This is a genomic window from Planotetraspora silvatica (assembly GCF_016863315.1).
GTDB lineage: Bacteria > Actinomycetota > Actinomycetes > Streptosporangiales > Streptosporangiaceae > Planotetraspora > Planotetraspora silvatica.
Window position 1 is genome coordinate 1 of sequence record NZ_BOOQ01000045.1, and the last position, 13160, is coordinate 13160.

11 protein-coding genes are annotated in these 13160 nt (G+C 69.3%); all 11 read left to right on the forward strand.

The features are described 5' to 3' along the window. The first annotated feature begins 156 nt into the window (after positions 1–156). The 11 genes from Psi02_RS30075 to Psi02_RS30125 all read left to right on the forward strand — a co-directional run bounded on the left by Psi02_RS30075 (position 157) and on the right by Psi02_RS30125 (position 13079). Positions 157–1440 (forward strand): bifunctional folylpolyglutamate synthase/dihydrofolate synthase, encoded by a 1284-nt coding sequence (locus tag Psi02_RS30075; protein WP_203979307.1) that lies wholly within the window; start codon positions 157–159, stop codon positions 1438–1440. Positions 1441–1472: 32 nt separating this feature from the next. Beyond that, a complete protein-coding gene (locus tag Psi02_RS30080) occupies positions 1473–1811 on the forward strand; it encodes a DUF4233 domain-containing protein (protein WP_203979216.1) in 339 nt (112 codons plus the stop codon). Between the two features lie 11 nt (positions 1812–1822). Then, positions 1823–3436 (forward strand): hypothetical protein, encoded by a 1614-nt coding sequence (locus Psi02_RS30085; protein ID WP_203979217.1) that lies wholly within the window; start codon positions 1823–1825, stop codon positions 3434–3436. 162 nt (positions 3437–3598) lie between these two features. Continuing rightward, positions 3599–4009 (forward strand): nucleoside-diphosphate kinase, encoded by a 411-nt coding sequence (gene ndk, locus Psi02_RS30090; protein ID WP_203951810.1) that lies wholly within the window; start codon positions 3599–3601, stop codon positions 4007–4009. Positions 4010–4203: 194 nt separating this feature from the next. Continuing rightward, complete coding sequence (locus Psi02_RS30095; protein ID WP_203884163.1) at positions 4204–5235, forward strand: rod shape-determining protein; 1032 nt, start codon at positions 4204–4206, stop codon at positions 5233–5235. A 10-nt stretch (positions 5236–5245) separates the two neighbouring features. Beyond that, a complete protein-coding gene (mreC, locus tag Psi02_RS30100) occupies positions 5246–6412 on the forward strand; it encodes a rod shape-determining protein MreC (RefSeq protein ID WP_203979218.1) in 1167 nt (388 codons plus the stop codon). A gap of 5 nt (positions 6413–6417) precedes the next feature. Continuing rightward, entirely contained in the window at positions 6418–6933 is a 516-nt protein-coding gene (gene mreD, locus Psi02_RS30105) for a rod shape-determining protein MreD (protein WP_203979219.1), read from the forward strand. Beyond that, on the forward strand, positions 6930–8993 hold the full coding sequence (gene mrdA / locus Psi02_RS30110) for a penicillin-binding protein 2 (protein WP_203979220.1): 2064 nt from the start codon (positions 6930–6932) through the stop codon (positions 8991–8993). The genes mreD and mrdA overlap by 4 nt, the downstream gene beginning before the upstream one ends. A gap of 9 nt (positions 8994–9002) precedes the next feature. Beyond that, a complete protein-coding gene (rodA, locus tag Psi02_RS30115; RefSeq protein WP_203979221.1) occupies positions 9003–10172 on the forward strand; it encodes a rod shape-determining protein RodA in 1170 nt (389 codons plus the stop codon). A gap of 78 nt (positions 10173–10250) precedes the next feature. Further along, complete coding sequence (locus Psi02_RS30120; protein ID WP_203979222.1) at positions 10251–12173, forward strand: TIGR03960 family B12-binding radical SAM protein; 1923 nt, start codon at positions 10251–10253, stop codon at positions 12171–12173. A 171-nt stretch (positions 12174–12344) separates the two neighbouring features. After that, positions 12345–13079: a TIGR03936 family radical SAM-associated protein gene (locus Psi02_RS30125; protein WP_239095285.1), complete on the forward strand. Its 735-nt coding sequence runs from the start codon at positions 12345–12347 to the stop codon at positions 13077–13079. Positions 13080–13160 lie beyond the last annotated feature (81 nt).

Consider the following 13160-nt stretch of genomic DNA (forward strand, 5'->3'; position numbering starts at 1 on the left):
TTTTCATTTCCCCCGGCAAAGTCCCCCGCAAAGACGAACACCCCCCGCTACACCGCAATAGCCGGCGAGCACCCGGAGACGCGGGTCGGGAGTCACACCATGGTGATCTGCCCGTAGGCTGACAACGTGGAATACCGTGCCGTCGAGCAAGCGATCATGGATAGAGGAGTCGAGTGGGACTTCGATCCCACCCTCGACCGGGTCAGGGCCCTGATGGAGCTCCTCGGCGACCCTCAGAAATCCTTCCCCGTCATCCATATCGCCGGGACCAACGGCAAGACGAGCACCGCGCGGATGACGGAGTCGCTGCTCCGGGCGCGTAATCTCCGGGTCGGCCGCTACACGAGCCCGCACCTGTCCTCCATCAGGGAGCGCATCTCCGTCGACGGTGAACCGCTGTCCGAGGAGCGCTTCACCGAGGTCTACCTGGACGTCGCCCCGTACCTGGAGATCATCGACGCCAAGACCGGCAGGCTCAGCTTCTTCGAGGTCCTGACCGCCATGGCGTTCGCGGCTTTCGCGGACGCGCCCGTGGACATCGCCGTCATCGAGACGGGTATGGGCGGCACCTGGGACGCCACCAACGTCGCGGACGGCGCCGTCGCCGTCATCACGCCGATCTCGCTGGACCACACCGAGTACCTGGGCCCGGACGTCGAGACGATCTCCAAGGAGAAGGCCGGCATCATCAAGCCGGGGGCGACGGCCATTCTCGGGCAGCAACCGCTTCCCGCGGCCGAGGTCCTGGTGAGGCGGGCGGCCGAGGTGGGCGCCACGGTGGCCCGGGAGGGGCTGGAGTTCGGCGTCCTGCACCGCGAGCTGGGCATGGGCGGGCAACTGCTCCAGCTCAGAGGGCTCAACGGGGTCTACGAAGACGTCTTCCTCCCTTTGTACGGCGAGCACCAGGCGAGTAACGCGGCCACGGCGCTCGCGGCGGTCGAGGCCCTGTCGGCCGGCGGCGACCCCCTCGGAGACGAACTCGTCAGGCAGGCGTTCGCGGAGGTCACCAGCCCGGGACGGCTGGAGATCGTCAAACGTGGCCCCACGGTGGTTCTCGACGCCGCACACAACCCCGGCGGCATGGAGGCCACCGTGGACGGCCTGACCGAGTCGTTCGGGTTCACCCGGCTCGTCGCCGTCGTCGCGATGATGGCGGACAAGGACATCGACACCATCCTCGAATTGCTGGAGCCGGTCGTCGAGGAACTGGTGGTCACGAGGAACTCTTCTCCTCGGTCGATGGAGCCGGAGGAACTGGCGGCCAGGGCCGAGAGCGTGTTCGGCACCGACCGGGTCCACGTGGCCGAGCGTCTCGACGACGCCATCGACATCGCCGTCGGGCTCGCGGACCAGGGTGACGAGTTCGGCTCCGGCGTCCTGATCACGGGATCCGTCGTCACGGCGGGCGACGCCCGCGTGCTTCTGAAGGGCGGCAAGTGATCGCGGAGCAGCCGGCGACGAAGGAGGGCCGCATGTTCGAGGTGACACCCGGCATGCGGCGGCTCGGTTCGAGCGTGCTCGGCATGGAGGCCATCGTCGTCGCGCTCACCACGCCGGTCGCCATCGTCATCAATCACGTACAGGCGGCGCTCGCGGTGGCGGTCGGCATCGGCCTGGCCGTACTGTGCGTGGTCGTCGCGGGCATGCTCAAGCGTCCCTCCGCCTACATAGCCGGCAGCGTCATCCAGGTCCTGGCCATCGCGACAGGCTTCCTGGTCCCCGTGATGTTCTTCCTCGGGGTGATCTTCGCGGCCCTGTGGATAACTGCCATATTCGTCGCTCGCCGTGTCGAGGGGACGACTAAGCGCTAAAGTCGGCAACCATGGCCGTCCCTCCCGTTCCGCAGGCTCGGACCGCTGTCATGGTCAAAGCCGTCCGCGTCCCTGTCTTCCTCGACGTCGTCGTCGGGCTGCTGACCGCGGTCGCGCTGCCCCTGGCGGTCGTCGCGATCCCCAACACCATCTCGATCGTGGCCGCGCTGCTGCCGCCGGACATCCCGCCCGTGTCGATGATGCGGGCGCACGGTCTGGCGTTGCCGGCGATGTTGCTGACGGTCCCGCTCGCGGCGATCGCCGTCCGGCGGTTCCGCGCGGCGCCGGTGCTGGTCGCCGGGCTCACGCTGCTGGCACTGGCCGACGTCGCCGGAGGCTACGCGGAGTCGACCTGGCTGGTCGGCGTCCTGCGGGTGCTCCACGGGATCGGCGCGGGCATGCTGGTGCCCGGCACGCTCGCGGCCGTCCTCGAGCGACCGCGGAAGAACGTCCTGCTGCCCATCTGGGCGGGCATGCTCGCGGCGAGCCTGCTCTCGGCGCAGGCCCTGGCCCTGTGGCCGCTCGACAAGGTCGAGTCGTGGCGGGTGACCCTCCAGCCCTATCCCCTGCTGACGGGGATCGCGCTGGCCCTCGCCGCCGCCTATCTCGTGCTCTGGCTGATCGGAGGCGACGCCGAGCGCGCCTCCGCGTCGTCCGACGACACGGCGGCATCCGCCGACCAGGACGCCGAGACCGCCACCGGGTCCACGGCCGCGCAGGGGGAGGCCGCGGGGAACCGGTCCACGCGCGTGGAGCGGGTCAGGCTCGCGCGTACGGCCGTGCCCTCCGCGGGCATCGCCGTCCTCGCGATCGGCATGACGTTCGACTGGTCGCCGAACCTCGTCGTCATCGCGGCCGCCCTGGCCCTGGTCGTGATGCTGGGACTCGTCGCGACCGGGACGTTCGACGAGCCGGGCGGGCGGACGCTGGCCTTCACCAACGTGGCGGTCGGGCTGGTCGTCCTGCCGACGGTGGCGCAGACCACCTATCTCGAGCTGGGCGGGGTCGGCGGGCCGGGCCTGTCCGGGATCTGGCTGCCGTTCGTGCTGGCGGCCGTGGCCGCCGTGCTGGCCGCGCTCCTGGCCGGACGCGCCCCGCTGTCGATGGTCTTCCGGCTCACCAACGGCGGTCTGGCCGTGGTCGTGGCCGGGCTCTGCGCGATCAGGCTGCTCGTGCCGCAGCCGTATGGTCCGCCGCTCGTGGTGCCGTTCGTCCTGCTCGCCGTCGGAGCCGCCGTAGCGCTGGTCAGCGCGCTCAGGCTCGCGGGCCAGGGGTCGGCGCTCCTCGGCCTGTCGCTGTGCGTCCCCGCCGTGATGGCGGGCTTCCTCCTCGGCTCGGGGATCCAGTTCCTCCTCCTCCAGGAGGTCAGCCGTTCCACCGATCCCAGTCAGCAGGCCGTCCTCGGCGGGTTCGTCGACGCGCTCCACACCGGGGCGCTGGCCGGTGGCTTCGTCGTGGTGGTCGTCATCGTGCTCGCGTCCGTCCTGGCACGCCGGGACGCGGCCTCCGGCACGGCCTTCGCCCACGGCGGTGCCGTACGGGGTGAGCAGGTGGTGATCCCGGCTCCGACGCCTTCGCCCGAGGGGGAGGACGGCGCGACCGGAGAGTCGCTTACGGACCGGTAAGCTGCCGTTGCGCCGGCTCTGCCGTAGCACTGAGGCCTCGGAGAACGCGGCCGCCGGGAGATCCGGTGGCCCGAACGCGGGACATCCGCGGCCGAGGCCGTCTGTGCGACCGCGCGACCCTGCGCAACCATGTCACCGAGCACTTGAACGAGGAGAGAATCCGTGTCCGAGCGTACCCTTGTCCTGATCAAGCCGGACGGTGTCCGTCGTGGCCTCATCGGCGACGTCATCGGCCGCATCGAGCGCAAGGGCCTCACGATCGTGGCGATGGACCTGCGCACGCTCGACGCCGAGACGGCCAAGGCCCACTACGCCGAGCACTCCGAGCGCCCGTTCTTCGGGGAGCTGGTCACCTTCATCACGTCCGCGCCGCTGGTCGCGCTCGTCGTCGAGGGCCCGCGGGCGGTTGAGGCGTTCCGTGCGCTCGCCGGCCTGACCGACCCGGTGAAGTCGCCTCCCGGGACCATCCGCGGCGATCACGCGCTGGAGATCGGCGAGAACATCGTGCACGGCTCCGATTCGCCGGAGTCCGCGGCCCGTGAGATCAAGATCTTCTTTCCGGACCGTTTCTAGTCCTTGCCCCGCCTGAGGCCCCGGCCAAACCGGGGCCTCAGGTGTTTTCCAAGGTGGTGGCACATCCCTGGCCCGGGAAGCGCAGATTTTCCCCGTGCCTGATAGCTCGATGTGCCCAGTCATGGGTACATCGCGTTACGATTCGAGTGCGATGCGTTATCCCGCCAACCACCTGAAGGAAGGCTTCCTTCCGCATGGGCAGCAAGCTGACATTCCTGGGCCGTGACATGGCGGTTGACCTTGGCACGGCGAACACCCTGGTCTACGTGCGAGGGCGCGGAATCGTGCTCAACGAGCCGTCCGTCGTCGCCATCAACGTCACTACCGGCAAGATCGTGGCGGTCGGGATCGAAGCGAAGCGGATGATCGGGCGCACGCCCGGCAACATCGTCGCCATCCGTCCACTGAGGGACGGGGTCATCGCGGACTTCGACGTGACCGAACGCATGCTGAGGTACTTCATCCAGAAAGTCCACAAGCGCCGGCACTTCGTCCGGCCCCGCATCATCGTGGCGGTTCCCAGCGGCATCACGGGAGTCGAGCAGCGCGCGGTGAAGGAAGCGGGATATCAGGCAGGAGCACGGCGGGTCTACATCATCGAGGAGCCCATGGCGGCCGCGATCGGTGCCGGCCTGCCCGTCCACGAGCCCACCGGCAACATGGTGGTGGACATCGGGGGCGGCACCACCGAGGTGGCGATCATCTCCATGGGCGGCATCGTCACGAGCCAGTCGATCCGCGTCGCGGGCGACGAACTCGACGACGCGGTCATGTCCTTCGCGAAGAAGGAGTACTCCCTGATGCTGGGGGAGCGCACGGCGGAGGAAGTGAAGATCGCAATAGGGTCCGCGTACGCGCTGGGCGAGGATTTCCACGCCGAGATCCGCGGCAGGGACCTGGTGACCGGGCTCCCGAAGACGGTCGTCATCTCAGCCGAGGAGATCCGCAGGGCGACCGCCGAGCCGGTCAACGTGATCGTCGACGCGGTCAAGTCCACGCTGGACAAGTGCCCGCCGGAGCTCTCCGGTGACCTCATGGACAGGGGCATCGCCCTGACAGGCGGAGGCGCCCTGCTCAGGGGCATGGTCGATCGGCTCAGGGAGGAGACCGGCATGCCGGTCCACCTCGCTGACAACGCGCTCGATTCGGTCGCGCTCGGCTCCGGAAGGTGCGTGGAGGACTTCGAGGCGCTCCAACAGGTCCTCGTCCAGGAGCCTCGCAACTAAGGAGCCGTTCATGAGAGACACCCGCCGCGCCCGTCTCGTGATCGGAGTCCTTCTGGCGGCCGCGTTGATCCTCATCACTGTGGATCACCGGGCCGCCAACGGGACCCTCCTGGCTCCAGTGCGCGACGTAGCGTCCTCGGTGTTCGGGAGCGTCGAAGGGGCCACTGCGACCGTCACCGGGCCGATCACCGGCTTCTTCAAGACGATCAGCAACGCGCCGGGCGCGGAGCGGGCCATCACCGCGCTCCGCAAGGAGAACGCACAACTGAAGAGCGACCTGGACGCGCAGCGCCTGAACCGGGATCGGGTCGTGAAACTCGACCGGATGCTCGGACTGGCGGGTCTCGGCCGCTACCGGATCGTGCCCGCCCAGGTCGTCGCCCGCCGTGCCTCGCCCGGCTTCGAGGACGCCGTCGAGATCGACATCGGCACCGGCGACGGTGTGCGGACCGACATGACGGTGCTCAGCGGTGAGGGCCTGGTCGGTCGCGTCGTCCACGCGGGCCCGAGCACGTCGACCGTCGTCCTGCTGACCGATCCCGCGCTTGCGGCGGGCGCCCGGATGGAGGGCGGCAACGAGCTCGGCGTCGTGAACGGCCTCGGGGAGGCCGGAGGCAATGACAACCTCATCAAGTTCCGGATGCTCGACTCTTCGTCTCCGGTGCAGGTGGGGCGCAGAATCGTCTCCTTCGGCTCCCAGGGAAGCGCGCCGTACGTGCCGGGTGTGCCGATCGGGGTGATCGAGCGGGTGGACACCACGCCCGGAGAGCTCACCAGGACCGCCTATGCCCGGCCGTTCGCGGACTTCTCGTCGATCGACGTCGTGGGAGTGGTGACCGAGGCGCCCAAGCGTGACCCGCGTGACTCGGTGCTGCCGCCGGTTCCCAAGCCCGCGGTCTCGCGCCAGGCGAAGCCCGTTGAGCGGCCCAGACTGCTGCCCGCGCCGAGGCCGGTCGAGACGAGTCAGGCCGAGACGCGTGAGACCGATCAGACGGTGGAACAGCCCGCCGCGGCGGCCCCGGGCGCGAACGCGCGTTTGAGGCAGTCCGAGCCGCCGAGGTCGGGGCACGAACCGCGGGAACAGACCCGTCTCGCGCCGTCGCCAACGCCGGAGCGCGCGGCGCCGGGACAAGTGGGACAGGCGGGGGATCAGCGGAGACAGGACAGGGGGGCCTGATCCTGATGTTTCGCAACCTCGTCGCGGCCTTGCTCATCCTCGCCGCTCTGGTGCTTCAGGTCGGCCTGGTGAACAGGGTGTCGCCCAGGATCGCGCCTGACCTGGTGCTTCTCGTGGTCCTCAGTCTGGCGGCGCTGCGCGGGGCGGCCGTGCCGGGGGCGGTGATCGGCTTTTGCGGTGGTCTCGCCTACGACCTCCTGCCGCCCTCGGACCATGCGCTCGGACAGTGGGCGCTGGTGATGTGCGTCCTGGGATTCCTGGCGGGCCGGGCCGGCGGGCAGTTGTCCCTGCTCGTCGTGGCGTTGTGCGCGGTCATCGCTCCCGGCCTGGCGGCCGGGATCGGCGCGTTGCTCGGTGATCCGGGAGTGACCTGGACCGTCCTCAGGACGGCGTGGCTCTGGGTCGGCCTGTGCAATCTCGTGTTCGCCCCCGTGGTGCTCTGGGCGGTGTCGGCACTTCAGCCCAAGCGGCGGGCCAGAGGGTCGGAGTTCGTGACGAGCTACAGACGGGGGACGGCATGACACGGTTGAGGGGGCGACTCTTCGTCCTGCAGGTGCTCGTCGTCGCACTGCTCGTGGTGCTGGTCGTGCGCCTCTGGCAGGTCCAGATGGTGCAGGGCAAGCAGTTCGTGGCGGTGGCCACGGAGACACGCACCCGGGAGGTGCGTGTACCCGCCCTCAGGGGGGCGATCCTCGACTCGACCGGTCACCCGCTCGTCCGCAACCGTCCCAGCCTGGTCGTCTCGATCGACCCGGCCCGGTTCGAGCGGATGCCCGACGGCGGCGACTCCGTGCTCAGGAAACTGTCCGCGGTTCTCGGGGTGCAGTTCCAGGCGCTGAAGCAGCGGATCCGCCCCTGCGGGCCCGGGATCTCCCGGCCGTGCTGGCCGGGCTCGCCGTACCAGCCGACTCCCGTCGCCGACCACGTCACCAGCCGCCAGGCCTTGCAGATCCTGGAGCGTCAGGAGGACTTCCCCGGCGTCACCGCGGAGATCCAGGCGATTCGCAACTACCCGTACGGCAAGAACGCGGCGCAGCTGCTCGGCTACCTCCAGCCGGTCACGAAGGAGGAGTTGGAGCGGCGCGAGGGACTCAAGGCCAGCTACTCGGGCGTCGACCTGATGGGCCGCGACGGGCTCGAGGCGGAGTACGACGCCGCGCTCAGAGGCCAGCCCGGTGTGCGCCGGGTCCAGGTCGACCGCATGGGCAAGACCATCGCGGTGCAGCAGCAGGCGGCACCGACTCCCGGCGACATCCTCATCACCAGCATCGACGCGAAGGTCCAGGCGATCACCGAGAAGGCGGTCTCCGACGCGATGCGGGACAACCCGCAGGCGGACAGCGCCGCGGGCGTGGTCCTCGACGTCAAGACCGGCCGGGTCATCGCGATGGCCAGCAGGCCCACCTATGACCCCTCGGTCTGGACGGGCGGCATCGCCGAGAAGGACTACAGGCACCTGCTGTCCGACAAGTCCGGCAAGCCGCTGGTGTCGCGGGCGATCAAGGGCACGTACGCCCCCGGATCGACTTTCAAGATCAGCTCGGTCGCGGCCATGGTCGCGGACGGCCAGCCGTTGCACGGCACCTACGAGTGCCCGAGCGCGTACAACGTCGAAGGCCGGGCGTTTCCCAACGCCGGTGGCATGAGCCTGGGCTCCATCTCTCTGCACACGGCGCTGGTGAAGTCGTGTGACACGGTCTTCTACCGCGCCGGATACGAGGAGTGGCTGCGCGACGGAGGGAAGACGGCCAAGTCGAAGGTCAAGGAGCCCATGTCGAACATGGCCCGCTCCTTCGGCTTCGGCAAGCTCACGGGCGTCGACCTGCCGGGCGAGTCGGCGGGCCTGATCCCCAACCGCGCCTGGAAGCGCGACCTGTGGAACGCCACCAAGGACCAGATGTGCCGGCGGGCCAAGACCGGCTACCCGGAGATCAAGGACGAGGCCCGAGCGGCGTTCTCCAAGCGCCTGGCCAACGAGAACTGCCTCGAGGGCTACATGCTCCACGCCTACGAGGCGGCCAACTTCTCCATCGGCCAGGGCGACGTGCAGGTCACCCCGCTCCAGCTCGCCCGGGCGTACGCCGCTCTGGTGGGCGACGGGAAGCTGCGCAGCCCGCGGCTCGGCTGGGCGCTGGTCAAGCCTGACGGCACGCTCGTCAAGGAGATCCCGGTGCCGGTGGTGGGCAAGCTGCCGATCAACACCGAGACCCGCGACTACATCCGCAAGGCGCTCAGCGAGGTGCCCTCGGACGGCACGGCGGCGGGCGCGTTCGCCGGGTTCCCGATGGGCGTCGTGAAGATCGGCGGCAAGACCGGTACGGCGGAGGTCTTCGGCAAGGCCGACACCTCGTGGTTCGCCTCGTTCGCCCCCGCCGACAACCCGCGCTTCGTGGCCGTCGTGCTGGTCTCGCAGGGTGGATTCGGCGCCTCGGCGGCGGCTCCCGCCGTCCGGCAGATCTGGGAGGGGATCTTCGGCCTCGGCAAGGGCGACGACGGCAAGGCGGTCAAGGCGGCGCTCCCCGATGGGAAGCCCGCGAGCCGTCTCCCGGTGATCAGGCCTGACGGGACCGTGGGCCGGTGAGGCGGCGCCATGCCTGAGGCGCTCAGGGTCGGCAGACGATCCCTCGTCAAGCGCACGGTCGGCCAAGGTTCGCCGATCTGGCGGATGGACGGCGTGCTCTTCGCGGCGATGATCGCCCTCAGCGTCATCGGGACGCTGCTGGTGTGGTCCTCCACCCGGACCTGGATCTCCAACGAACCGACCGCGCTGGCCAAGAAGCACGTGCTCAACCTGTGCGTGGGCCTGGTGCTCTATTTCGTGGTCGCGATGGCCGACTATCGCTGGCTGCGGACCTACGCGCCGGTCGTGTACGGCGTCGCGATCCTGATGCTCCTGCTCGTCATCACGCCCATGGGCTCGACGATCAACGGCCACCATTCGTGGATCATGGTCGGGGGCGGCTTCGCCGTACAGCCGGCGGAGCTGGTCAAACCGGCGTTGATCGTGATGATGGCCCGCCTGCTCGCGCGGCACACCGAGGGGAAGAAGAAGGACCGGCCGCGGCCGCTCGACGTGGCGTTGTGCCTCGCCGCCGCGGGCGTCGCGGCGGCCCTGGTCATGCTCCAGCCCGACCTCGGCACCACGATGGTCCTCATGGTGATCACCGGAGGGGTCATCGTGTTCGCGGGGCTGCGCAAGCGCTGGATCGCCCTGGCGCTGGTCGCGGCCGTCGCCTGCGGGTCGGCGGTGTGGTCGCTCGGGCTCATGAAGCCCTACCAGGTGGCCCGGTTCACCGCGCTGATCAACCCGGCGAGCGACCCCCGCGGTGTCGGCTACAACAGCACCCAGGCGCTGGTCGCGATCGGGTCGGGCGAGCTGTTCGGCAAGGGCCTGTTCCACGGCGGGCAGACCACCGGGCGTTTCGTGCCGGAGCAGCACACCGACTTCATCTTCACGGTGGCGGGCGAGGAGTTCGGCTTCGTGGGGACGGTCACGGTGGTGGCCCTGCTCGGGGTGGTCTTGATGCGCGGCCTGCGGATCGCGCGGATGTGCGAGGACCGCTTCGGCGCCCTGGTCGCAGGCGGGATCGTCACCTGGATGGGGTTCCAGACCCTGGTGAACGTCGGCATGACCATCGGCATCATGCCGATCACCGGCGTGCCCCTGCCGTTCGTGTCGTACGGAGGTACGGCCGCGTTCGCCAACATGGCCTCGCTCGGCATTCTCCAGGCGATCCACATCCGGGAGAGATGGACCTGACGACGGCCCGGAGCGCTTCCGGGCCGTCCCATCCGGCGACCGAGCTGGGGTGCCTGCCGGAGCCGATACCCTGGACGCATGTCTGTCGAGTCATTGTTTCCTCGCCTGGAAGCGCTCCTGCCCAAGGTGCAGAAGCCGATCCAGTACGTCGGGGGTGAGCTCAACTCGACGGTCAAGGACTGGGACGAGGCGACCGTCCGCTGGGCGTTGATGTACCCGGACGCCTACGAGGTCGGCCTGCCCAACCAGGGCGTGCAGATCCTCTACGAGATCCTCAACGAGCTGCCCGAGACGATGGCCGAGCGCACCTACGCGGTCTGGCCCGATCTCGAGGCGCTGATGAGGTCGGAGGGCGTCCCTCAGTTCACCGTCGACGCCCACCGGCCGGTGCGCGCCTTCGACGTCCTCGGGGTGTCCTTCTCCACCGAGCTGGGTTACACCAACCTGCTGACGGCCCTGGATCTGGCGGGGATCCCGCTGGACGCGGTGGACCGGACCGATGACGACCCGATCGTCCTGGCCGGGGGCCACGCCGCCTTCAACCCCGAACCGATCGCCGACTTCCTCGACGCCGCCGTCCTCGGCGACGGAGAGCAGATCGCCATCGCGATCTCCGAGGTCATCCGCGAGTGGAAGGGCGAGGGCGCGCCCGGCGGCCGCGACGAGTTGCTCATGCGCCTCGCCTCCACGGGAGGCGTCTACGTCCCGAAGTTCTACGACGTCGAGTACCACCCCGACGGCCGCATCAAGCGCGTCGTCCCCAATCGTTCCGGCGTCCCCTCCCGTGTCTTCAAGCACACGGTGATGGACCTGGACGAGTGGCCCTATCCGAAGAAGCCGCTGGTCCCGCTCGCCGAGACCGTCCACGAGCGGTTCAGCGTGGAGATCTTCCGCGGCTGCACCCGGGGCTGCCGCTTCTGCCAGGCGGGGATGATCACCCGTCCGGTCCGGGAGCGGTCGATCACCACGATCGGCGACATGGTGGAGGCCGGCCTCAAGGAGTCCGGCTTCAGCGAGGTCGGCCTGCTGTCGTTGTCCAGCGCCGACCACTCGGAGATCGGTGAGGTCGCGAAGGGGCTCGCCGACCGGTACGAGGGCACCCAGACGGGTCTTTCGCTGCCGTCCACGCGGGTGGACGCGTTCAACATCGATCTCGCGAACGAGTTCTCTCGCAACGGCCGCAGGTCCGGGCTCACCTTCGCGCCCGAGGGCGGCTCCGAGCGCATGCGCAAGGTGATCAACAAGATGGTCACCGAGGAGGATCTGATCCGCACCGTCACCACGGCCTACAGCCAGGGGTGGCGGCAGGTGAAGCTCTACTTCATGTGCGGCCTGCCGACCGAGGAGGACATCGACGTCCTCGGCATCGCCGACCTGGCCAAGAAGGTCATCAAGGCGGGGCGTGAGGCGACCGGTTCCCGGGACGTGCGCTGCACCGTGTCCATCGGCGGGTTCGTGCCGAAGCCGCACACCCCGTTCCAGTGGGCCGCCCAGTGCGACCACGAGACGGTCGACCGCCGCCTGCGTGAGCTCCGCAACGCCCTGCGGGGCGACAAGGAGTACGGCAAGGCGATCGGATACCGCTACCACGACGGCAAGCCGTCGATCGTGGAGGGCCTGTTGTCGCGCGGCGACCGCCGCGTCGGCTCGGTCATCCGGGCGGTCTGGGAGGACGGCGGCCGGTTCGACGGCTGGAGCGAGCACTTCTCCTACGAGCGCTGGATGACCGCCGCGGAACGGGTGTTCTCCGGCGGCGCGGTGGACGTCGACTGGTACACCACGCGGGAGCGTGAAGAGCACGAGGTGCTCCCCTGGGACCACCTCGACGCGGGTCTCGACCGTGAGTGGCTCTGGCAGGACTGGCAGGACGCCGTGAGCGACGTCGAGGTCGAGGACTGCCGCTGGACGCCCTGCTACGACTGCGGTGTCTGCCCCACCATGGGGACGGAGATCCAGATCGGCCCGACCGGCAAGAAACTGCTCCCGCTCACTGTGGTCTGAGGTGTCCTGGGCCGGAATGCGGTCCTTCGCGCCCGTGCGGGGGAGGCTCTCCCGCGATACCACAGGGCCGTTCCAGGACCTGGAGCGGCCTATCCTGAAATTCGATGGACCGAGATTCGGAAGGACGGCGGAACTCTGAAACCCGTTCCCGATGGGCCGACACCCCCGCCCGTGGTGCAGCGCCTCCGAGTGCGTTACGCCAAGCGGGGGCGACTGCGCTTCACCAGCCACCGTGACATCTCCCGTGCCGTCGAAAGGGCGGTACGGCGAGCCGGCATCCCGGTGGCGTTCAGCGCGGGCTTCAGCCCTCATCCGAAGATCTCCTACGCGGGTGCCGCCCCCACTGGGGTGGCGAGCGAGGCCGAGTATCTCGAGATCGGAGTGAGCCGGCCCTGCGATCCCGACCGGATCCGGGCCGACCTCGACGTCTCGCTGCCGCCGGGACTGGACGTGCTCGAGGTGATCGAGGCGCGTGCCGGGAGCCTGGCCGACAGGCTGGAGGCTTCGGTGTGGCAACTGCGGCTGCCGGGGGCCGATGTGGCCGCGGCGGAGCAGGCGGTGAAGGAGTTCGAGGCGGCCGACCGCGTCGAGGTCGAACGCCTGACGAAGAAGGGAATGCGGCGATTCGACGCCCGCCAGGCGGTGCGGTCGATGGCCGTCATGGACGACAGGGAGAGAACGGCAGGTCAGGAGCCGGGCCCGCCGTGTGTCATACTTCGTATGGTTGTTCGGCATGAAACACCTGCCGTTCGACCCGATGACGTACTCATGGGTCTGCGTCTCGTGGCAGGCTTCGCGCCGCCGTCACCTCCCGAGGTGACCAGGCTGGCGCAGGGGCCGCTCGACGCAACGACCGGTGAGCCCGCCGATCCGTTCGATGTCGAACGGGCAGACGGGGACCTATAAGACTTGCCGCCGCGGCCCCAAACAGGAGGCAGCGGCGGACGTGAGGACAAGAGCCTCCGCGCGGCGCGGAAACGTGCCCGG

Bases quoted from the DNA above. Each gene is read 5' to 3' on its own strand.
- Psi02_RS30075 (WP_203979307.1), top strand. From the start codon at position 157: ATGGATAGAGGAGTCGAGTGGGACTTCGATCCCACCCTCGACCGGGTC.
- Psi02_RS30080 (WP_203979216.1), top strand. From the start codon at position 1,473: ATGTTCGAGGTGACACCCGGCATGCGGCGGCTCGGTTCGAGCGTGCTC.
- Psi02_RS30085 (WP_203979217.1), top strand. From the start codon at position 1,823: ATGGCCGTCCCTCCCGTTCCGCAGGCTCGGACCGCTGTCATGGTCAAA.
- Psi02_RS30095 (WP_203884163.1), top strand. From the start codon at position 4,204: ATGGGCAGCAAGCTGACATTCCTGGGCCGTGACATGGCGGTTGACCTT.
- mreC (WP_203979218.1), top strand. From the start codon at position 5,246: ATGAGAGACACCCGCCGCGCCCGTCTCGTGATCGGAGTCCTTCTGGCG.
- mreD (WP_203979219.1), top strand. From the start codon at position 6,418: ATGTTTCGCAACCTCGTCGCGGCCTTGCTCATCCTCGCCGCTCTGGTG.
- mrdA (WP_203979220.1), top strand. From the start codon at position 6,930: ATGACACGGTTGAGGGGGCGACTCTTCGTCCTGCAGGTGCTCGTCGTC.
- rodA (WP_203979221.1), top strand. From the start codon at position 9,003: ATGCCTGAGGCGCTCAGGGTCGGCAGACGATCCCTCGTCAAGCGCACG.
- Psi02_RS30120 (WP_203979222.1), top strand. From the start codon at position 10,251: ATGTCTGTCGAGTCATTGTTTCCTCGCCTGGAAGCGCTCCTGCCCAAG.